The following is a 20,448-nucleotide window of genomic DNA, read 5'->3' as shown; positions in this document are numbered from 1 at the left end:
CATAGTAAGCGGCGGCCGTTCGAGGCAGGGCGTATCCGCGGTGTGATGGTCGGTATGCTCGCCGCCATGTCCACGGCTCCCCTCCGCCCGTCCCCGCAGGCCACAGCGGCCCCACGGGACCGCGGCGACGCCTGCCCGGGCAGCCTGCGGCTGCACGCGGCGGACGACGGGGCCCTTGCCCGCGTACGGCTTCCCGGCGGCGTGCTGACCGTCCGGCAGGCCGCGGCGCTCGCCGCGGCCGCCCGGGACCTGGGCGACGGCGAGCTGCATCTGACCTCGCGCGGCAACGTCCAGCTGCGGGGCCTCGCGGACGGCTGTGGCGCGGATCTCGCCGCGCTGCTCGACGCGGCGGGCCTGCTGCCCTCGCCCGGGCACGAGCGGGTGCGCAACATCGTCGCCTCGCCGCTGTCCGGCCTCGACGGCCGGGGCGAGGGCGACGTCCGGCCGTGGCTCACGGCCCTCGACGCGGCGCTGTGCGCGAGCGAGGCGGCGCGGGCCCTCTCGGGCCGGTTCCTGTTCGCGCTCGACGACGGCCGCGGGGACGTGGCGGGGCTCGACGCGGACGTGACCGTGCGGGCGGCCGCGGGCGGCCGGGCCGTGCTCGGCCTCGGCACACCGCACCCGGCCCTCGCGGTGGCCGCGGCGGACGCGCCCCGAGCGGCGCTCGTGGCGGCCGAAGCGTTTCTGCACCGCGTGCGGGAGAGCGGCACCAAGGCCTGGCGGATCAGCGAACTCCCGCTGCCGCCCGGGGCGTTGGCGGCCGAGGTGCGGCGACGCCTGGCAGCCGAGGGCATCACGGCCGAGCCCGCGGTGCCCGAGGCGCCCACCGGGCCTGCGGCGCCCGCCGAGAGCGCCGAGTCCGCGACACCCGCCGGGCCTGCGGCACCCGCCAAGTGCGTCGGGTCCCCAGCACCCGCAAAGCCCGCCACGTCCACGGCGCCCGCGGCGCCCCGCGTGGGAGGGCCGCCCCCCGGAGTCATCGGTTCCGCCCTGTCCGTCCACATCCCCCTCGGCCGCCTCTCCGGGCTCCAGTGGCGGGAGTTGACGCACGTCGCCGCCGCCACGCAAGCCGGTGAACTGCGCCTGACCCCCTGGCGCGGCGCCGTCGTGCCCGCCCCCGGCCTCGGCCCCGCGGACGCCGCCGCCGCGCTCGCCCGGCTCTTCGCCACCGGCCTCGTCACCGAGCCGGACTCGCCCTGGCTGCGCGTCGGCGCCTGCGTGGGCCGCCCCGGCTGCGCCAAGTCCCGTGCCGACGTACGGGCGGACGCGGCCCGGACCCTCGCCGCCGCCGGACGGGCGGCACTGCCGCTGTACTGGTCCGGCTGCGAGCGGCGCTGCGGCCACCCGCGCGGTGACCGCATCGACGTGGTCGCCGCACCGGGCGGCGGCTACGACCTCTCCGCCGTCCGCGGGGAGCAGCAGACACCCGGCGCCTCCGTCGCCGACCCCACCCACCTCGCCACCGCCCTGGCGGCGTTTCCCCCCGCATGACGACCGAGAGCAGCGAGAACAAGACCGTGACCACGTACGACTACGAGAAGGACGGGGCGGCCATCTACCGCGCGTCCTTCGCCACCATCCGCGCGGAGGCCGACCTCGCGGCCCTGCCCGCCGACGTCAGCCAGGTCGCGGTCCGGATGATCCACGCCTGCGGGATGGTCGACCTCGTACGGGACCTCGCGCACACGCCCGGCGTGGTGGCCCGCGCCCGGGAGGCGCTGCGCGCCGGGGCACCGATCTTCTGCGACGTGCAGATGGTGGCGAGCGGCGTCACGCGCAAGCGGCTGCCCGCCGACAACGACGTGCTGTGCACGCTCTCCGACCCGTCCGTGCCGGAGCTCGCGGCGAAGCTGGGCACCACGCGCAGCGCGGCCGCCCTCGAACTCTGGCGCGACCGCCTGGAGGGCTCCGTGGTGGCCGTCGGCAACGCGCCCACGGCCCTGTTCCGGCTCCTGGAGATGATCGAGGAGGGCGCGCCGCGCCCCGCCGCCGTCATCGGCGTCCCGGTCGGCTTCATCGGTGCCGCGGAGTCCAAGGACGCGCTCGCCGCGCACCCTTCGGGCCTGGAGCACCTGGTCGTGCGCGGCCGGCGCGGGGGCAGCGCCCTGGCCGCCGCCGCGCTCAACGCGATCGCGAGTGAGGAAGAGTGAACGGCAAGCTGTACGGCGTCGGGCTCGGCCCCGGCGACCCGTCCCTGATGACGCTGCGCGCCGTCGAGGTCATCGCCGAGGCCGACGTGGTGGCGTACCACAGTGCCCGGCACGGCCGGTCCATCGCGCGCTCCATCGCGGCGAAGCACCTGCGCGCCGACCACATCGAGGAGCCGCTGGTCTACCCGGTCACCACGGAGACCACCGACCATCCGGGCGGCTACCAGGGCGCCATGGAGGAGTTCTACGCCGAGTCGGCGGCGCGGCTCGCCGCGCACCTCGACGCGGGGCGCACCGTCGCGGTCCTCGCCGAGGGCGATCCGCTCTTCTACGGCTCGTACATGCACATGCACAAGCGGCTCGCCGACCGCTACGACACCGAGGTCATCCCCGGCGTCACCTCGGTGTCCGCCGCCGCGGCCCGGCTCGGCACGCCGCTCGCGGAGGGCGAGGAGGTCCTGACCATCCTGCCGGGCACCCTGCCCGAGGAGGAGCTGACCGCCCGGCTCGCCGCGACCGACGCGGCCGTGGTGATGAAGCTGGGCCGCACCTTCCCCAAGGTGCGCCGCGCCCTCGCGGGCGCGGAGCGCCTGGACCAGGCCCGCTACGTCGAGCGGGCCACCATGGCCGGGGAGCGCCTCGCCGAACTGGCGGACGTCACCGAGGACTCGGTGCCGTACTTCTCGGTGGCGGTCCTTCCGAGCCGGGTGGCCGCGCTTCCGGTGCCGGGCCAGGGGGCCGCGCCCGCGGCCGAGGCGGCCGAGGCCCCCGCTCGGGGCGAGGTCGTCGTGGTCGGGACGGGGCCCGCGGGGCCGCTGTGGCTGACGCCCGAGTCGCGCGGCGCGCTCGCCGCCGCCGACGACCTGGTCGGCTACACCACCTATCTGGACCGGGTGCCCGTGCGCCCCGGCCAGGTCCGGCACGGCTCGGACAACCGGGTCGAGGCCGAGCGCGCCGAGTTCGCGCTCCAGCTCGCCCGGCGGGGGCGGCGCGTCGCCGTGGTCTCCGGCGGCGACCCGGGCGTCTTCGCGATGGCCACCGCCGTCCTGGAGGCCGCGTCGGAGGCCGCGTACGCGGACGTGCGCGTACGGGTCCTGCCGGGTGTGACCGCCGCCAACGCGGCCGCCGCACGGGCGGGCGCCCCGCTCGGCCACGACTACGCCACGCTCTCCCTCTCCGACCGGCTCAAGCCGTGGGAGGTCATAGCCGAGCGGCTGCGCGCCGCGGCCTCGGCCGACCTGGTGCTCGCCCTGTACAACCCCGGCTCGCACAGCCGCACCTGGCAGGTCGGCAAGGCCCGCGAGCTGCTCCTCGAGCACCGGGCGCCGGACACCCCGGTCGTGGTCGCGCGGGACGTCGGCGGCTCCGGCGAGCGCGTGCGGATCGTCCGCCTCGCGGATCTGGACCCGGCCGAGGTCGACATGCGCACGATCCTGCTCGTCGGCTCCTCGCAGACGCGGGCCGTGCGGCGCGGGGACGGCGCGGAGATCGTCTGGACGCCGCGCCGCTACCCGGAGGCGTAGGCCGCGGTCAGGCCCTGTCGAGGCGGTCCGTGAGCCAGCGGGCCGCCGCCGCGGGGTCCGCCACCACCGGGACCCCCTCGGGCACCGGCGGCCTGCGGACCACGACCACGGGGAGCCCCGCCTCGCGGGCGGCCGTCAGCTTCGGCGCGGTGGCGGCGCCCCCGCTGTCCTTGGTGACCAGGACGTCGACGCGGTGGCGGCGCAGCAGCTCCCGCTCCCCTTCGAGGGTGAAGGGGCCCCGGTCGAGGAGCACCTCCATCCGGGGCGGGTGCGGTGGCTCGGGCGCGTCCACGGACCGGACCAGGAACCACTGCCGGTCCAGGGCCGCGAAGGCCGCGAGGCCCATCCGGCCCGTGGTCAGGAACACCCGGGCGCCGAGCGCGGGCAGCAGCTCCGCGGCCTCCTCCAGGGAGGCCGCCGCGTGCCAGTCGTCCCCCGCCACCGGCACCCAGCCGGGGCGGCGCAGCGCCAGCAGGGGAACATGGGCCGCGGCGGCGGCCCGCGCCGCGTTGAAGCTGATGGTCCCGGCGAAGGGGTGGGTGGCGTCGATGAGCGCGTCCACCGCGTGCGCGCGCAGCCACGCGGCCAGGCCCTCGGGCCCGCCGAAGCCGCCCACGCGCACCTCGCCGGGCGGAAGCCGGGGCGCGGCGACGCGTCCGGCCAGGGAGTTCGTCACGCGCAGCCCTCGCGGCGCCCCGTCCGCCAGGTGCTCGGCGAGGCGACGGGCCTCGGTGGTCCCGCCGAGGATGAGGATGTGCACGAAAGCCGGTTCCCTTCGGAAGAGCGAGGCATGAGCAGCGAGGCCAAGGGCGGCCGCGGCGCCCAACTCAAGCACACCGGTCTGCGGCCCGGCTGGACCACCGGCTCCTGTGCGACGGCGGCCACGACGGCCGCGTACACCGCGCTGCTCACCGGCGCGTTCCCCGACCCGGTGACGATCACGCTGCCCAAGGGGCAGACGCCGTCCTTCGCGCTCGCGGCCGAGGAGCTGACGGCGGGCCGCGCGATGGCGGGGGTCGTGAAGGACGCGGGCGACGACCCCGACGTCACGCACGGCGCGCTGATCCGGGCCACGGTGCGGCGCCTTCCCGCCGGGTCCGGGGTCGTCTTCAGGGCGGGCCCCGGCGTGGGCACGGTCACCCGCCCTGGCCTTCCCCTGCCCGTCGGCGAACCGGCCGTGAACCCCGTGCCCCGGCAGCTGATGCGGGACCACGTCGCGCGGGTCGCGGCGGCCCACGGCGGCAGCGGCGACGTCGAGATCACCGTCTCCGTCGACCACGGCGAGGAGATCGCCCGCTCCACCTGGAACCCGCGGCTCGGCATCCTCGGCGGCCTGTCCATCCTCGGCACCACCGGCATCGTCGTGCCGTACTCCTGCTCGGCGTGGATCGACTCCATCCGGCGGGGCGTGGACGTGGCGCGGGCGGCCGGGCGCACGCACGTCGCCGGGTGCACCGGGTCGACGTCGGAGCGCACGGTCGTCGCCGAGTACGACCTGCCCGAGGACGCCCTGCTCGACATGGGCGATTTCGCGGGCGCCGTCCTGAAGTACGTCCGCCGCCACCCGGTGGACCGCCTGACCGTCTGCGGCGGCTTCGCGAAGCTCTCCAAGCTCGCCGCCGGCCATCTCGACCTGCACTCCGCCCGCTCCCAGGTCGACAAGGGCTTCCTCGCCGCCCTGGCCCGCCGCGGCGGCGCGGACGAGGACCTCGCCGAGCGGGTCGCGACCGCCAACACCGGCCTTGCGGCCCTCCAGCTGTGCGCGGCGGCCGGGGTGCCGCTCGGCGACCTGGTGGCCCGTGAGGCCCGTGACCAGGCGCTCGCGGTGCTGCGCGGCGCGCCGGTGGTCGTGGACGTCATCTGCGTCGACCGCGCGGGCACGGTGGTGGGCAGATCGAGCCCGGCCAGCGGCTGAGGACGGGCCCGACGCGCGTCGCCTAGCAGGTGTGGCGGTCGCGTTCGGCCGAGTAGAGGTGGCTGTCGCGGAACTGCTCGGCTCCGAGCGTCCGCCCCACCATGATCACGGCGGTCCGTACGACGCCCGCGGCCTTCACCTGCCCCGCGATCTCGTCGAGGGTGCCGCGCAGGACCAGTTCCTCGGGCCGTGAGGCGTACGCGACGACGGCGGCGGGGCAGTCGGCGCCGTAGTGCGGAAGCAGCTCCTCGACCACGCGGTCCACGTAGCCGGCGGCCAGGTGCAGCACGATCAGCGCGCCGCTGCGGCCGAGCGTCGCCAGGTCCTCGCCCTCGGGCATGGCCGTGGCGCGCTGCGCGATCCGGGTCAGGATCACGGTCTGGCCGACGGTCGGCACGGTCAGCTCCCGCTTCAGAGCCGCGGCCGCGGCGGCGAAGGCGGGCACGCCCGGGACGACCTCGTAGGGCACCCCGGCCGCGTCGAGCCGCCGCATCTGCTCGGCGACCGCGCTGAACACCGACGGGTCCCCGGAGTGCAGCCGGGCGACGTCGTGCCCCTCCTCGTGGGCGCGGGTCAACTCGGCGACGATCTCGTCCAGGTCGAGCCGCGCGGTGTCCACCAGGCGGGCGTCCGGCGGGCATTCGGCGAGCAGTTCGCGCGGCACCAGGCTGCCCGCGTACAGACAGACCCGGCAGGCGGCGAGCGTCCGGGCGCCGCGCACCGTGATGAGGTCGGCGGCACCGGGTCCGGCGCCGATGAAGTACACGGTCATAGCTCTGCTCCCGCTGTTCCTGCTGCGTCTGCTGTGTCTGCGGTCTTCTGTACGGCCCACTGGGTCACCGGCATGGCCTGGCGCCAGCCGGTGAAGCCGCCGACGGGCACGGCGTGGGCGACGGCGAGCCGCACCAGGTCGCCGCCGTGGCGCCGGTAGGCGTCGGCGAGCAGCGCCTCGGACTCCAGCGTCACGGTGTTGGCGACGAGGCGGCCCCCCGCGGGCAGCGCCCGCCAGCAGGCGTCGAGAAGCCCGGGGGCGGTGAGCCCGCCACCGATGAAGACGGCGTCGGGCCGGGGCAGTTCGCCGAGCGCCGCGGGCGCGGCGCCCGTGACGACCCCGAGGCCCGGTACGCCGAGCCGCTCGGCGTTGCGGCCGATGCGCTCGGCCCGCACGGGGTCGCGCTCGACGGTGACGGCCCGGCACGACGGATGGGTGCGCAGCCACTCCACGGCGATCGAGCCGGAGCCGCCGCCGATGTCCCACAGGAGCTCGCCGGGGGCGGGCGCGAGCGCGCCGAGCGTGGCGGCGCGGACGTGCCGCTTGGTGAGCTGCCCGTCGTGCTCGTACGCCGCGTCCGGCAGGCCCGGGACCGCGCCGAGCCGCAGGGCGTCCGGGGCGCGGCGGCACTCGACGGCGACGACGTTGAGGGCGTCCCCCGGCGGCAGCGCCCACGCGTCGGCGGCGGCCGCGTCGGTCATCCGCTCGGCCGGGCCGCCGAGTTGCTCCAGGACCCGCATCCGGCTGGGCCCGAAGCCGCGGTCCCGCAGCAGGGCCGCGACCTCGGCCGGGGTGGCGGCGCCCGCGCTGAGGACGAGCAGGCGGCGCCCGTCGTGCAGGGCCGCGGCGAGCCGCCCGGGCTTCCGCCCCACGAGCGTGACGACCTCGACGTCCTCCGCGGGCCAGCCGAGCCGGGCGCAGGCGTACGACACGGAGGAGGGGTGCGGCAGGACGCGCAGCGCGCCGGGGCCCAGCTCCTCGGTGAGGGCGCGCCCGATCCCGTAGAACATCGGGTCGCCACTGGCGAGCACGGCGATCGCGCGGCCCGCGTGCGCGGCGAGCAGCCGCGGTACGGCCGGGCGCAGCGGTGACGGCCAGGCGATCCGCTCGCCGCCGCAGTCCGGCGGAAGCAGCGCGAGCTGGCGGGGGCCGCCGATCAGCACGTCCGCCGCGCGCAGCGCGTCCCTGGCCGCCTCCGGGACGCCCTCCCAGCCGTCGGCACCGAGCCCCACGACGGCGACGGGGGCGGGTGGGGCTGGGTCGGGGCGGATCACTGCGCGGTACCTCGTGACTCGGGGGCAACGGAGGCGCACTTTACTGGGGCCGCGCGTTCCCTCGCGGGGCGCCCCTGACCCGCCCCTTCCCGACCTGGGGGCTCCGCCCCCAGACCCCCGCTCCTCAAACGCCGGAGGGGCTGAGATCCCTGCCGCGACCGGCGACAGTTTCAGCCCGTCCGGCGTTTGAGGACGAGGCGCGGAGCGCCGAAAAGGCGGGGGTACGGGGGCGGCAGTCCCCGGATCGGGAAGGGGCGGGTCAGGGGCGCCCCGCGAGGGCACGCCTCAGGAATGCTCGCCGAACGGGGCAGGGGACAGCGCCCGCAGGCGGCGTGCGCACCGCTCGCGGAAGTCCGGCGAAGCCGCAGCCGCGGCGATCACGAGGGCGACGGTGCCCAGGCCGAGGGCGAGGGCGGTGGGGTTCAGCCAGCCGGGCACGCCCGCGGTGTACGTGCCGTCGCCCGCGACGTGACAGCCGAACCGCAGCGGGAAGTAGGTCGCTTCATAGCCGTCGACGCGCGAGGCGCGGCTCGCGCCCACGGCCTGCCGACAGGCCTCGGCGTGCACGGTTATGTCGAAGCGGAGCAGCTGGACGGCCCCCCAGGCGTAGACCCCGGTGGCGCCCGCCGCGCACAGGGCGGCACCGGCCCGCAGGGCCGCCGGCAGGGCGGGTCGGCGCCTGGCCACGCACACCCAGGCGTACGCCACGAGCGACGTGACGGCGACCAGGGCGATGAGGACGATGCCCATCAGGGAGACGAAGTTGTGCTCCTGGAGGGGATCCGGTGACATGGCGCTTTGCCTCCCTTTGTCTTTCCGGGAAGCTATCAGAGGGCCCGCGCGCGGCCCGGGGCGGCGCCTGCGCGGCCGCTCCCCTGCGACCGCGCAGGCGGGGTGCGGTGTTCGCCGGCCACGTCCTCAGCCGTGCCGCACCTGGTGACGGTCCCGGAACGGCGTCGCCGTCTCGGGCGCCGGGACCTGGGTCAGGGGCCGCCCAGGCACCAAGATGCCCTGCGGGGTAGGGGTATCGCGAGGGCCGACCGGCCCCCTCCCGGGGCCGGTCGGTACCCCCTTCGCCGTCGCGGCGGGCCGTTCGGCCCCTGGCAGGAGTAAGCCCTTACCGCCACCCTCGTAAGGGCCACACCACGGAGATCGCGGCGAACGCAGGGGGCAGTGATGAACACACCCGCCGCGGCGGACCGACCGCCCGCGGAGCGAAAGGCCCCCATCCGGGTCTTCCTCCTGGACGACCACGAGGTCGTCCGCAGAGGGCTGCGCGACCTCCTGGAGGGCGAACCCGACATCGAGGTGGTCGGCGACGCCGGGACCGGCGCGCAGGCGCTGGTGCGCGGCCCCGCCCTCCGCCCCGACGTGGCGGTGCTCGACGTCCGCCTCCCCGACGGCGACGGCATCAGGGTCTGCCGCGAACTGCGCTCGCTGATGCCGGACCTGGCGTGTCTGATGCTCACGTCGTTCGACGACGAGGACGCGCTGCTCGACGCGATCATGGCGGGCGCCGCCGGGTACGTGCTGAAGCAGATCAAGGGCTCCGACCTGGTCACGGCCGTACGGACCGTGGCGTCCGGGCAGTCGCTGCTCGACCCGGCGACGACGGCCCGGCTCATGCGGTCCCTGCGCGGCCCCGGGGACGCGCCGCCGCCCGAGGACGCGCGCATCGCCGCCCTCAACGACCGGGAGCGCGCCATCCTCGCGCTCGTCGGCGAGGGCCTCACCAACCGCCAGATAGGCGAGCGGCTCTACCTCTCCGAGAAGACCGTCAAGAACCACATCTCCCGCATGCTGGCGAAGCTGGGCGTGGAGCGCCGGGTCCAGGCGGCGGTCCTCGCGGCCCAGGTGACGCCCCCCACGGCGCCGCGGAGCAGGGAGCGCTGACCCACCGGGCGGGCCCCGGGGCCGGGCGCTAGGACGCGCGCCGCAGCGGGACCTGCCATTCGAGGCGCGTCCCCCGGCGTTCCCCGGCCCGCACCCCGAGGCTTCCGCCGAGGCGCCCGGCCCGCTCCGCGAGGTTGCGCAGGCCCGCGCCGTGCTCCGCGTCCAGCGGCTCGGGCGCGGGCTCCCCGGGCCGCGCGATGCCCACGCCGTCGTCGGCGACGGCGAGTTCGAGCGCGCCCTCGCGGACCGTGAGGGAGACCTCCGCGCGGTGGGCCCGCGCGTGCCGCGCGACGTTGGCGAGCGCCTCGTTCAGCACGGCGACCACGTCGTCGGCGACCTCGCGCGGTACGTCCGTGTCGATCAGGCCCTCCATCCGCAGCGCGGGCGTGAAGCCGAGCGCCCCGGCCGCGTCCTCGACGGCCCGCACCACGCGCACGCGCAGGCCCGCCGCGCCGCCGGGCGCCTCGTGGTCGCGCAGGCCGAAGATGGTGGACCGGATGATCTTGATGGTGGCGTCCAGGTCGTCGACGGCCCGGCGCAGCCGTTCCGCGGCGCCGGGGTGCTCGACGAAGCGCTGCACGCTCTGCAGCGTCATGCCCGTCGCGAAGAGCCGCTGGATCGCCAGGTCGTGCAGGTCGCGGGCGATCCGGTCGCGGTCCTCCAGGAGGCTCATCTGCTCGGCGTCGCGCCGCCGGTCGGCGAGTTCGAGGGCCAGCGCGGCCTGCCCCGCGAAGCCCGTCAGGGGCGTGGTCTCCGCCTCGGAGAAGCCGGGGCGCCCGGCGCTGCGGGCGAGCAGCAGGACGCCCCGTACGTCGTCGCGCGTGCTCATGGGCACGGCCACGGCCGCCCCGAGCCCCTCCCACCGGTCCGCCTTGAACGTGACCCGCGGGTCCTTGCGCACGTCGGTGGCGGACACCAGCGCCTGGGCGTCAAGGGCGGCGCCCGCGAAGGTGCCCCGGCGCGGCAGGGTGGCGCCCTGGTGGGCCCGCGCGCGCTCGCCGATGGCGATGACGACGCGCAACTCGCCGTCGCCCTCGACCAGTTCGATCACCCCCAGCTCCGCCGACGTCAGCTCCCTGGCCCGCTCCGCCATCAGCTTCAGGACCTGGGCCTGGGGCGCGCCCGACAGCAGGGCGCTGGTGACCTCCGCGCTGGCCTGGAGCCAGCGCTCGCGCAGCCGGGCCTCCTCGTACAGGCGGGCGTTCTCCACGGCCACGCCCGCCGCGACGGCGAGCGTGGAGAGCACCGACTCGTCCTCGGCGTCGAACTCGGCGCCGCCGTGCTTCTCCGTCAGGTACAGATTGCCGAAGACCTTGTCCCGTACGCGGATCGGTACGCCGAGGAACGAGTGCATCGGCGGGTGGTGCGCCGGGAACCCGGAGGACGCCGGGTGCTCGGACAGCTCCGCGAGCCGCAGCGGCTCGGGGTTGCGGATCAGCTCCCCGAGCAGGCCGTGCCCGGAGGGCAGGTCACCGATCTGCGCGCGCAGTTCGTCGCTGATGCCCACCGGCAGGAACTCGTCGAGCATGCGGCCCTGGCCGATCACGCCGAGCGCGCCGTACTCGGCGTCCACGAGCGCGACGGCCGTCTCCACGATCCGTCTGAGCACCTGGGCCAGGTCCAGCTCGCGGCCGACCGACAGGACCGCCTCCAGGAGGCTGTGCAGACGGTCGCGGGTGCCGCGGACCGTGCCGATCCGTGCCGCGAGTTCCTCGAGCAGCTCGTCGAGACGCAAGCGCGTCAACTGCTGGCCGCCGCCCGCGCCTTGCTGGCCCATCGGCTCCTCCACCCGAGCAGACGTGCACGTGCCCCGCCCCGCGTTCCGACGCTCACGGTAGCCGCTCGGCAGGGCCCCGCGGAGAGGAACCCCGGGAGAAGCCCCGCCGGGGCAGGTTCCGCGTGGCGGCTCGTGCTGTCACCATGCTGACCCAGGCGTAGGGGGAGGCGCGGATGGCAGAGGTGTTCTTGCGGCGGCTGTCACGTTGGCAGGCGGAGCAGCAGCGCGAGGACGTGGCGACCGTGTACACGGCGTGCCACGAACAGACCCCGCATCAAGAGCAGGTCCACGACCGGGACGTGAGCCGGGGGCAGGGCGCGTACAGGATCAGGGGGCAGGAGCGCGCCGAGTTCCTGGCGAGGTTCGAACGGCACGTGCAGGAGCGGGACTTCGACATGGTGGCGGCCGACTCCGCCACGGGCCTCGTCGGCTGTCTGTACGGCTACCGCGCCGCCCCGGACACCCCGGACCTCACGGCCCTGCGCGACGTCCTGCCGCCCGCGGCGACGGGCGCGGCGGCCGCGGGCCGCCTGTTCCTGCTCGTGGAGCTGATGGTCCTTCCGGAGCACCGCCGCAGACGCGTGGCGACGCGCCTGCGGGACCTGCTCCTGGCCCGGCACGGCACGGACGTCGTGGTCACGACGCCGACGGCGGTGGCGGGCGACGGGGCCGCGCACGAGGTCCTTCGGGCCTGGTCGTGCACGAAGCTCGGCGAGTTCGGGACGCCGCCGCGGGAGGCCTGGCTGCACCCGGCCTAGGCGCGCGGCTTCCCGGCCTTCAGGGAGTACATCAGCGGCACGCGCGGGCTGGTGGCCGGATAGCGGTAGAGGCCGTCGCGCGGTTCGAGCGCGGCGAACCTCCGGAAGAGGGTCACGTCGTGCTCGTGCAGGAAGTCGACGCGCAGGCCCGCCCGCGCGAGGGCCGTGACGACCTCGCCGACGGGGTGCTGCCACTCCACGCTGCGGTTGTGGACGGTGACGGCGTCCCCGTCGGCGTACCCGCCGGGCCCGTCCTCGACCCACGGGTCGCGCGCGAAGTAGTCGTGCTCGATCCGCGTGCCGGTGGCGTCGTCGAGGACGTCCGTGAGGGGGTGGAACTCGGCGAGGTAGAGGAAGCCGCCGGGCGCGACGAGCGAGGCGGCGGTCTCGGCCCAGCGCCGGATGTCGGGCAGCCAGCACAGGGCGCCGACACCGGTGTAGACGATGTCGTACGAGGAGTCCGGCACGGCCTCGGCGGCGTCGTACACGTCGGCCGCGACGAACGCCGCCCGGTCCTGGGTGAGGCCCAGCTCGGCGGCGAGGCCGCGGGCGGCCTCCACGGCGGGTTCGGAGAAGTCGAGGCCGACGACGCGGGCGGCGCCGTGCCGCGCCCAGGAGAGGGTGTCGAGGCCGATGTGGCACTGGAGGTGCAGCAGCGAGCGGCCGGTGACGTCGCCGATCTCGGCGCGTTCGAAGGCGCGCAGCGGGTCCTTGCCCGCGCGGAAGGCGGCGAGGTCGTAGTAGTCGCTGGCCAGGTGGATCGGCACACGCTCGTCCCAGCGCCGCCGGTTGGACTCGCGCCAGTCGGCGGGGTTCGGTGTGTACATGCCCGAAAGTTATCCACAGGCCTGGGACCCTCGCCAGCGGATTGCGGGGAGAGCCAGGCACTATGGGGCCATGAGTGAGACGGGCAAGCAGGTGGACGCAGGAACCGGAAGCGACGCGGGAGCCGGAAGCGACGCAGGGGGCGCCGTGACGCCCGACTGGGAGAAGCGCTTCCGCGCGCCGCGCGTCTCCCTGCCGGACTGGGCGGAGGACGCCCCGGACCGCTCCCTGTTCGTGTCGAACGCGACGGGGACGTACGAGCTGTACGCCTGGGACCGCGCGACCGGCGCCCAGCGCCAGGTCACCGACCGGGCGAACGGCACGACGGACGGCCTCCTGACCCCCGACGGCCACTGGATCTGGTGGTTCGACGACAAGGACGGGGACGAGTTCGGGGTGTGGCGCCGCCAGCCCTTCACCGGCGGCGCCGACGAGGCCGCCGTGCCCGGCCTCGCCCCCTCCTATCCGGCCGGGCTCGCCCTCGGCCGGGACGGCCGCACGGTCGTGGTGGGCCGCTCCACGGACGAGGACGGCTCGACGGTCCACGTCGTGCGCCCCGACGCGGCCCCGGGCGCCGAGCCCGTCGAGATCTACCGCCACCGCGAGTCCGCGGGCGTCGGCGACCTCTCGCACGACGGCTCCCTGATCGTCGTCGAGCACACCGAGCACGGCGACGCGATGCACTCCGCCCTGCGCGTCCTGCGCCTGGACGGCTCGGTGGTCGCCGACCTGGACGACAGCAAGGGCGGCGAGGTCGAGCTCGGCCTGGAGTGCCTCGGCTTCGCGCCGGTCGACGGGGACACCCGGCTCCTGGTCGGCCACCAGCGCCGCGGCCGCTGGGAGCCGATGGTCTGGGACGTGGCGTCGGGCGAGGAGACGGACCTGGCCCTCGACCTGCCGGGCGACGTGTCGGCGGAGTGGTATCCCGACGGCTCCGCGCTGCTCGTCGCACACGACTTCGAGGCCCGCGGCGACCTGTGGCGGTACGACCTGGCCACCCGCGAGCTGACCCGCGTCGAGACCCCGCGCGGCTCGGTGTCCGGCGCGACGGCACGCCCGGACGGCACCGTGGAGTACATGTGGTCGTCGGCCGCCGAGCCGCCCGTCCTGCGCTCCACCTCCGGCCGGGTCGTCCTGGACCCGCCGGGTCCGAAGGCGCCCGCGTCGGTGCCGGTGGAGGACGCGTGGGTGGAGGGCCCCGGCGGCCGCGTCCACGCCCTGGTCCAGAAGCCGGCCGGGGCCACGGGCCCGCTGCCCACGGTCTTCGAGGTGCACGGCGGCCCCACCTGGCACGACAGCGACTCCTTCGCGGCGGGCCCCGCCGCCTGGATCGACCACGGGTACGCGGTGGTCCGGGTCAACTACCGCGGCTCCACGGGGTACGGCCGCGAGTGGACCGACGCCCTCAAGCACCGCGTCGGCCTCATCGAGCTGGAGGACATCGCGGCGGTGCGGGACTGGGCCGTCGCCTCCGGCCTCGCCGACCCGGACCGGCTGATCCTCTCCGGCGGCTCCTGGGGCGGCTATCTCACGCTCCTCGGCCTCGGCACCCAGCCCGACGCCTGGGCGCTCGGCCTCGCCGCGGTCCCCGTCGCGGACTACGTGACGGCGTACCACGACGAGATGGAGGCCCTGAAGGCGATGGACCGCACCCTCTTCGGCGGGACGCCGGAGGAGGTGCCCGAGCGCTTCGAGGCCTCCTCCCCGCTGACGTACGTGGACGCGGTCAAGGCCCCGGTCTACATCTCCGCGGGGGTGAACGACCCGCGCTGCCCCATCCGCCAGGTGGAGAACTACGTCGACCGCCTCGCAGGGCGCGCCGCCGTCCACGAGGTGTACCGCTACGACGCGGGCCACGGCTCCCTCGTCGTCGACGAGCGCATCAAGCAGGTCGCCCTGGAGCTGGACTTCGCGGCCCGCCACCTGCGGTAGCCCGCGCGGGGCGCCCCGGGGACGGCCCGCCCCGGAGCGCCCCGTACCGTGGAAGGCGTGTACCGGTTCCTGCTGACCCCCCGCTGGTGGGGGATCAATGTCTTCGTCGCGCTGGCCATTCCGCTGTGCCTGTTCATGGGTTCCTGGCAGCTGAGCCGCTTCCAGGACCGCGCGCAGGACCACGAGGACGCCAAGCAGCGGACCACCGTCGACACGAGCGCGAAGGCGCGGCCGCTGGCCGGTCTGCTGCCCGTGGACCGGGAGACGTCCGGCGAGCGGACGACCGCGACCGGCCGGTACGGCAAGCAACTCCTCGTCCCTGACCGCACGTTGGACGACAAGAGCGGGTACTACGTGCTCACGCTCCTGCGCACCGACGGCGGCAAGTCGCTGCCGGTCGTGCGCGGCTGGCTGCCCGGCGAGGCCGACGCGGCGAAGGCGCCCGCACCGCCGAAGGGCGAGGTCACCGTCACCGGCGCGCTCCAGGCCTCGGAGAGCCCCAGCTCGGACGGTGTGCGCACGGCGGGCGGCCTGCCCACGGGCCAGGTCGGCATGATCAGCGCGGCGTCCCTGGTGAACCTCGTACCGGACGACGTGTACGACGCCTGGGTCACGCTTGAGCGGGGCGCCGACGGGCTGCGGCCGGTCCCCGCGGCCGCGCCGGAGGACTCGGGCCTGGACATCAAGGCGTTCCAGAACCTGGGCTACACGGGCGAGTGGTTCGTGTTCGCGGGGTTCGTGGTCTTCATGTGGTTCCGCCTGTTCCGGCGCGAGCGGGAGTCCGCCCGGGACGCCGCGCTCGGCCTGGTGCCGGAGCCGGAGGCTCCGCAGCCCTCCACCACCTGAGGGCCCGGCCGCCGAGGGGAAACCCCGGCGGCCCCTTCGCGGTGCGTCACTCCGCGGGAAGCACCCCGGTCTTGTAGACCGTGCCCGAGCACGCGTTCGTCACCGTCGCGTCCGCCGACGGGCCGCCCGCGTCCGCCGTGAGGGACACCGCGACGCTGCCGTCCTTGGCGACGTCCTCGCGGACCAGCTGGGGCGTCACGCCGCCGCTGTCCCCGGTGCCGCCCTCCGAGCCCGTGCCGCCCGCGCCGTTGTCGGACGGGGACGGGTTCGGCGTGGGCTCGCCGCCGTCGGACGGGCACTGCTCCGAGGGCACCCAGGCGAAGCGCACCTCGTACGACGCGCCGGGCTTGAGCACGAGCGAGCTGGCCTCCTGGGCCGGGTCGGGCAGTCCGGTGCCGTCGCCCGGGGTGTGGTCGACGACGTTGATGTCCGAGGGGCTGGTGGCGCCCTGGGCGGTGGCGGCCACGGCGCCCGCGCTGTCGACCGTGCAGCTGTCGCCGGAGACGTTGGCGACGCGGAAGGTGCCGTAGACCTTGCCGTCGGCGTCGGCGGGCCCCACGGAGCCGGAGGCGCCGAGCTGGGAGGCGTCGCAGGCGGGCGAGCTGACGGCGTCGGTGCCCTGGTCGTCCGGCTCGGTGCCGCCGGTGGCGCCGCCCCTGCCGGTCTCGCCCTTGCCCTTGCCGCCCTTCTCCTTGCCCTTTCCGCCCTTGTCCTTGTCCCTCTTCTTCTCCTTCTTCTCCTTGCCGCCGCCGGTCTCCTTGCCGGGGCGGTCGGTGCCCTTGCCCTCGCTGCTGCCGCCCTGGCTGTGCTGGCTGTTGCCCGCGCCCGCGATGGACGGCCGCGCGTCGGAGTCGCCCGACGAGCGGGTGACGTGCACGAGCGCGGGCACGGCGGTGGCCGCGAAGAGGACCACGGCGGCCGCCCCGACGAAGGCCTGCCGCTTGCGGGTCCGGCGGGCGGGCACCGCGTGCCGGAGCTTCTCCAGGGCCGCGTCGCCCGGCTCGATGTCCTGGACGGCGGTGCGCAGCAGCTGCCGCAGCGCCAGCTCGTCGTCGGCGAGCCCGCCGGGGGCGTCGGGGCCGCCGAGCGCGTCGGGGCCGCCGACGGCGGTCAGCCGCCCGAGGCCGCGCAGCCGCTCCGTGACGTCCGGCGCGCTCGGCGTGCTCGACGCGTGCGAGGCGTCCGGTACGTCGTGTCCGTGGTCGAGTCGGTCGCCGTCGCCCGGCCCGTGCTTCACCGTGTCGTTCCCAGCGTCGTGCTCGTGCTCGTGGTGCTTGCCCATGTCGCCCGTTCCGCTCATGCCGGGGCCTCCATGGCGATGCGCAGCGCTGCGATGCCGCGCGAGCCGTAGGCCTTGACCGAGCCGAGCGATATGCCGAGCGTCTCGGCGACCTGGGCCTCGGTCATGTCCGCGAAGTACCGCAGGACGAGGACCTCGCGCTGACGGCGCTGCAGACCGCGCATGGCCTTGATCAGCTCGTCGCGCTCCAGCTGGTCGTACGCGCCCTCCTCGGCACTCGCCATGTCGGGCATCGGCTTGGTCAGGAGCTTCAGACCGAGGATGCGCCGACGCAGCGCGGACCGGGAGAGGTTCACCACGGTCTGGCGCAGATACGCGAGGGTCTTCTCGGGGTCGCGGACGCGCTTGCGCGCGGAGTGGACCCGGATGAACGCCTCCTGCACGACGTCCTCGCACGACGCGGTGTCGTCGAGGAGCAGGGCGGCGAGGCCGAGCAGCGACCGGTAGTGGGCGCGATACGTCTCGGTGAGGTGGTCGACGGTGGTGCCCGCGGTCACGGCCACCTCATCGCCCTCGCGCTGCGTCGGAATGCGGGCGGGCCGCGTCACGGGCATGGGGGCGATCACCGGCATGCCGCCGGGTACGCGAGGACGGCGGGACGGTCGTAGTGCCGCCGCGCCGCTCGCGGTGAATTCGAGTACCTCTGCCACGCCTGTTGGACACGCTTCCCCCCATCAGGGTTGTACGCGTCAGGCATGGCGTTCGGCACCGCGGGCGCGGCGTGCCTCACAGCCACCGCTCTCCACGGTGCGTCAAAAGCCCCCATGCGTACCAGCTCTTCCCCTATGCCCCAATTGCTTTTCGCAGCGTTCAGGCCGCCCACCGGAAGGGCGACGGCGAAGACGCCTGTGCCGCCCGGTCGGTTGCAGCGGCCGGAAGCCGAATCTTCGAACGCGCGGACGCCCCAGTTCAAGCGGTCTGGACCAGAGATCGGACACAGAACTTACACAGCTCCTACAGGCCGCTCCGCTTCGGGGAGCCTTTCGGGCAGCCGGATCTGCCCCCGGGAGCCGCCCTTCGGGCACACCGCACAGGCACACCGCACAGGCGCCCGCCCGGCCGTCGGCTCAGGCGCACGCTCGGGTGCCCGCTCAGGCGCCCGGGAACTCCCCCGCCACCAGCTCCGCGATCTGCACCGTGTTCAGCGCGGCGCCCTTGCGCAAGTTGTCCCCGCACACGAAGAGTTCGAGCGCGGCCGGGTCGTCCAGGGCGCGCCGGAGCCGCCCGACCCAGGTGGGGTCGGTGCCGACTGCGTCGGCGGGCGTCGGGAACTCACCGGCGGCGGGGTCGTCGAACAGGACGACCCCGGGCGCGGTGGCGAGGATCTCCCGGGCCCTGGCGACGGTCACCTCGCGCTCGAAGCGCGCGTGGACGGTCAGCGAGTGCGTCGTGACGACCGGCACCCGTACGCAGGTGACCGCGGCCTTCAGGTCCGGCAGGCCGAGGATCTTCCGGGACTCGTTCCGGACCTTCATCTCCTCCGACGACCAGCCGTCGTCGCGTACGGAGCCGACCCAGGGCACCACGTTCAGGGCGACGGGCTCCGGGAAGGGCCCGGTGTCGTCGCCGACGGCGCGGCGCAGGTCGCCGGGCCCGGTGCCGAGGTCGCTGTCCGCGACGAGCTTGAGCTGGCGCCGCAGCGTGTCCACGCCGTCCCGCCCGGCCCCGCTGACGGCCTGGTACGACGACACCACCAGCTCCCGCAGGCCGAACTCGGCGTGCAGCGCGCCGATGGCCACGATCATCGAGAGGGTGGTGCAGTTCGGGTTGGCGATGATGCCGCGCGGGCGCAGGCGCGCGGCGTGCGGATTGACCTCCGGCACGACCAGCGGGACGTCCGGGTCGAGCCGGAAGGCGGCGGAGTTGTCGACCACGACGACGCCCCGCGAGGCGGCGATGGGCGCCCACTGGGCCGCCACCTCGTCGGGCACGTCGAACATGGCGACGTCGACGCCCTCGAAGACGTCCTCGCCCAGCGCGAGGACCTCGACCTCCTCCCCGCGCACGGCCAGCTTGCGGCCGGCCGAGCGCGGGGAGGCGACGAGCCTGATCTCGCCCCAGATGTCGGCGTGCTGCGACAGGATCTGGAGCATCACCGAGCCGACGGCTCCGGTCGCCCCGACGACCGCGAGCGTCGGCTTGCGGTTCATCGCCCGGTGCCTCCATAGACCACGGCTTCGTCCGAGTCGGAGTCGAGTCCGAAGGCGGTGTGCACGGCGCGCACGGCCTCGTTGACGTCCTCGGCGCGGGTGACCACGGAGATGCGGATCTCGGAGGTCGAGATCAGCTCGATGTTCACGCCCGCGTCCGTCAGCGCCTCGAAGAACGTGGCGGTGACGCCGGGGTTCGTCTTCATGCCCGCGCCGACCAGGGAGATCTTCGCGATCTGGTCGTCGTAGCGCAGGGAGTCGAAGCCGACGCCCGCCTTCGTCTTCTCCAGGGCGTCGATGGCCTTGCGGCCCTCGGCCTTGGGCAGCGTGAAGGAGATGTCGGTGAGGCCCGTCGCGGCGGCCGACACGTTCTGGACGATCATGTCGAGATTGATCTGGGCGTCGGCGACGGCGCGGAAGATCGCGGCGGCCTCGCCCGGCTTGTCCGGCACGCCCACGACCGTGATCTTGGCCTCGGACGTGTCGTGCGCGACACCAGAGATGATCGCCTGCTCCACCTTGCGGTCCCCTTGCGGTTCGTTGCTGACCCACGTGCCCTGCAGCCCACTGAAGGAGGACCGCACGTGGATCGGGATGTTGTAGCGGCGCGCGTACTCCACACAGCGGTGGAGGAGCACCTTGGACCCGGAGCTGGCCAGCTCCAGCATGTCCCCGAAGCTGATCCAGTCGATCTTCCGGGCCTTCTTCACGACGCGCGGGTCGGCGGTGAAGACGCCGTCCACGTCCGTGTAGATCTCGCACACCTCCGCGTCGAGCGCGGCGGCGAGGGCGACGGCGGTGGTGTCGGACCCACCGCGACCCAGGGTCGTGATGTCCTTCTTGTCCTGGCTCACGCCCTGGAACCCGGCGACGATGGCGATGTTGCCCTCGTCGAGCGCGGTCCGGATGCGGCCCGGCGTCACATCGATGATCCGGGCCTTGTTGTGGACCGAGTCGGTGATGACACCGGCCTGACTGCCCGTGAACGACTGGGCCTCGTGGCCCAGGTTTTTGATCGCCATGGCCAGCAGGGCCATGGAGATCCGCTCTCCGGCGGTCAGCAGCATGTCGAATTCGCGCCCGGCAGGGATCGGCGACACCTGCCCGGCAAGATCGATCAACTCATCCGTCGTGTCACCCATCGCCGACACCACGACGACCACCTGGTGGCCGTTCTTCTTGGCGTCGACGATGCGCTTGGCGACCCGCTTGATGCCCTCGGCATCGGCTACGGAGGAGCCTCCGTACTTCTGCACGACAAGGCCCACGTGCGCTCCTCGCTCAGTTACGTCTCTTCCCGCCCACGGCGGTCGGCTCAGTCTAACGAGCGGCC

Annotated in this window: 18 protein-coding genes; 8 read left to right on the top strand and 10 right to left on the bottom strand. The window is 75.0% G+C overall.

Annotated elements, in window-relative coordinates:
* Nucleotides 1–66: 66 nt before the first annotated feature.
* Genes cobG through CP982_RS23050 form a run of 3 tightly spaced genes read left to right on the top strand, consistent with a single transcriptional unit; the run spans nt 67 to nt 3,673 of the window.
* On the top strand, nt 67–1,491 hold the full coding sequence (gene cobG, locus CP982_RS23060) for a precorrin-3B synthase (protein ID WP_229878964.1): 1,425 nt from the start codon (nt 67–69) through the stop codon (nt 1,489–1,491).
* Nucleotides 1,488–2,150, top strand: coding sequence for a precorrin-8X methylmutase (locus tag CP982_RS23055; protein ID WP_150512265.1), 663 nt, complete (start codon nt 1,488–1,490; stop codon nt 2,148–2,150). Before cobG ends, CP982_RS23055 begins: the two co-directional genes overlap by 4 nt.
* A complete protein-coding gene (locus CP982_RS23050; protein WP_150512264.1) occupies nt 2,147–3,673 on the top strand; it encodes a precorrin-2 C(20)-methyltransferase in 1,527 nt (508 codons plus the stop codon). The genes CP982_RS23055 and CP982_RS23050 overlap by 4 nt, the downstream gene beginning before the upstream one ends.
* A 7-nt stretch (nt 3,674–3,680) precedes the next feature.
* On the opposite strand, the gene CP982_RS23045 is transcribed toward CP982_RS23050, so the two are convergent.
* A complete protein-coding gene (locus CP982_RS23045; protein WP_150512263.1) occupies nt 3,681–4,433 on the bottom strand; it encodes a cobalt-precorrin-6A reductase in 753 nt (250 codons plus the stop codon).
* A gap of 30 nt (nt 4,434–4,463) precedes the next feature.
* Between CP982_RS23045 and CP982_RS23040 the strand changes: the two genes are divergently transcribed.
* Nucleotides 4,464–5,588 (top strand): cobalt-precorrin-5B (C(1))-methyltransferase, encoded by a 1,125-nt coding sequence (locus CP982_RS23040; protein WP_150512262.1) that lies wholly within the window; start codon nt 4,464–4,466, stop codon nt 5,586–5,588.
* A gap of 22 nt (nt 5,589–5,610) precedes the next feature.
* Here CP982_RS23040 and cobM read toward each other — a convergent pair whose 3' ends face one another.
* From cobM to CP982_RS23025, 3 genes are all read right to left on the bottom strand, one after another.
* On the bottom strand, nt 5,611–6,360 hold the full coding sequence (gene cobM, locus CP982_RS23035; RefSeq protein WP_150512261.1) for a precorrin-4 C(11)-methyltransferase: 750 nt from the start codon (nt 6,358–6,360) through the stop codon (nt 5,611–5,613).
* Nucleotides 6,357–7,634, bottom strand: a complete 1,278-nt coding sequence (gene cbiE / locus CP982_RS23030) for a precorrin-6y C5,15-methyltransferase (decarboxylating) subunit CbiE (protein ID WP_150512260.1) — start codon at nt 7,632–7,634, stop codon at nt 6,357–6,359. The genes cobM and cbiE overlap by 4 nt, the downstream gene beginning before the upstream one ends.
* 285 nt (nt 7,635–7,919) lie before the next feature.
* On the bottom strand, nt 7,920–8,426 hold the full coding sequence (locus tag CP982_RS23025; protein ID WP_150512259.1) for a hypothetical protein: 507 nt from the start codon (nt 8,424–8,426) through the stop codon (nt 7,920–7,922).
* A 384-nt stretch (nt 8,427–8,810) separates the two neighbouring features.
* Here CP982_RS23025 and CP982_RS23020 point away from each other — a divergent pair, with 384 nt between their 5' ends.
* On the top strand, nt 8,811–9,527 hold the full coding sequence (locus CP982_RS23020) for a response regulator (protein WP_150512258.1): 717 nt from the start codon (nt 8,811–8,813) through the stop codon (nt 9,525–9,527).
* A gap of 28 nt (nt 9,528–9,555) precedes the next feature.
* Here CP982_RS23020 and CP982_RS23015 read toward each other — a convergent pair whose 3' ends face one another.
* Entirely contained in the window at nt 9,556–11,304 is a 1,749-nt protein-coding gene (locus tag CP982_RS23015) for a sensor histidine kinase (protein WP_150512257.1), read from the bottom strand.
* 173 nt (nt 11,305–11,477) lie between these two features.
* Between CP982_RS23015 and CP982_RS23010 the strand changes: the two genes are divergently transcribed.
* Nucleotides 11,478–12,062: a hypothetical protein gene (locus tag CP982_RS23010; RefSeq protein ID WP_150512256.1), complete on the top strand. Its 585-nt coding sequence runs from the start codon at nt 11,478–11,480 to the stop codon at nt 12,060–12,062.
* Here the strand turns inward: CP982_RS23010 and CP982_RS23005 are convergent.
* Entirely contained in the window at nt 12,059–12,889 is an 831-nt protein-coding gene (locus CP982_RS23005) for a class I SAM-dependent methyltransferase (RefSeq protein ID WP_150512255.1), read from the bottom strand. The two genes, CP982_RS23010 and CP982_RS23005, sit on opposite strands and share 4 nt — an antisense overlap.
* 70 nt (nt 12,890–12,959) lie before the next feature.
* Between CP982_RS23005 and CP982_RS23000 the strand changes: the two genes are divergently transcribed.
* Nucleotides 12,960–14,819 (top strand): S9 family peptidase, encoded by a 1,860-nt coding sequence (locus CP982_RS23000; RefSeq protein ID WP_221515011.1) that lies wholly within the window; start codon nt 12,960–12,962, stop codon nt 14,817–14,819.
* A 57-nt stretch (nt 14,820–14,876) separates the two neighbouring features.
* Nucleotides 14,877–15,665: an SURF1 family protein gene (locus CP982_RS22995; protein ID WP_150512254.1), complete on the top strand. Its 789-nt coding sequence runs from the start codon at nt 14,877–14,879 to the stop codon at nt 15,663–15,665.
* A 46-nt stretch (nt 15,666–15,711) separates the two neighbouring features.
* Here the strand turns inward: CP982_RS22995 and CP982_RS22990 are convergent, their stop codons facing one another.
* The 4 genes from CP982_RS22990 to CP982_RS22975 all read right to left on the bottom strand — a co-directional run bounded on the left by CP982_RS22990 (nt 15,712) and on the right by CP982_RS22975 (nt 20,383).
* Nucleotides 15,712–16,965: a hypothetical protein gene (locus CP982_RS22990; protein WP_229878963.1), complete on the bottom strand. Its 1,254-nt coding sequence runs from the start codon at nt 16,963–16,965 to the stop codon at nt 15,712–15,714.
* A complete protein-coding gene (locus CP982_RS22985; protein ID WP_150512253.1) occupies nt 16,962–17,615 on the bottom strand; it encodes a SigE family RNA polymerase sigma factor in 654 nt (217 codons plus the stop codon). Before CP982_RS22985 ends, CP982_RS22990 begins: the two co-directional genes overlap by 4 nt.
* Before the next feature lie 441 nt (nt 17,616–18,056).
* Complete coding sequence (locus CP982_RS22980; protein WP_150512252.1) at nt 18,057–19,115, bottom strand: aspartate-semialdehyde dehydrogenase; 1,059 nt, start codon at nt 19,113–19,115, stop codon at nt 18,057–18,059.
* The gene (locus tag CP982_RS22975) at nt 19,112–20,383 is read right to left on the bottom strand and encodes an aspartate kinase (RefSeq protein ID WP_150512251.1); all 1,272 of its coding nucleotides are present in this window, start codon (nt 20,381–20,383) and stop codon (nt 19,112–19,114) included. Before CP982_RS22975 ends, CP982_RS22980 begins: the two co-directional genes overlap by 4 nt.
* Nucleotides 20,384–20,448 lie beyond the last annotated feature (65 nt).

This window comes from Streptomyces spectabilis, assembly GCF_008704795.1.
Classification (GTDB): Bacteria; Actinomycetota; Actinomycetes; order Streptomycetales; family Streptomycetaceae; genus Streptomyces; species Streptomyces spectabilis.
This window is presented reverse-complemented; position numbering and strand designations above follow the sequence as displayed.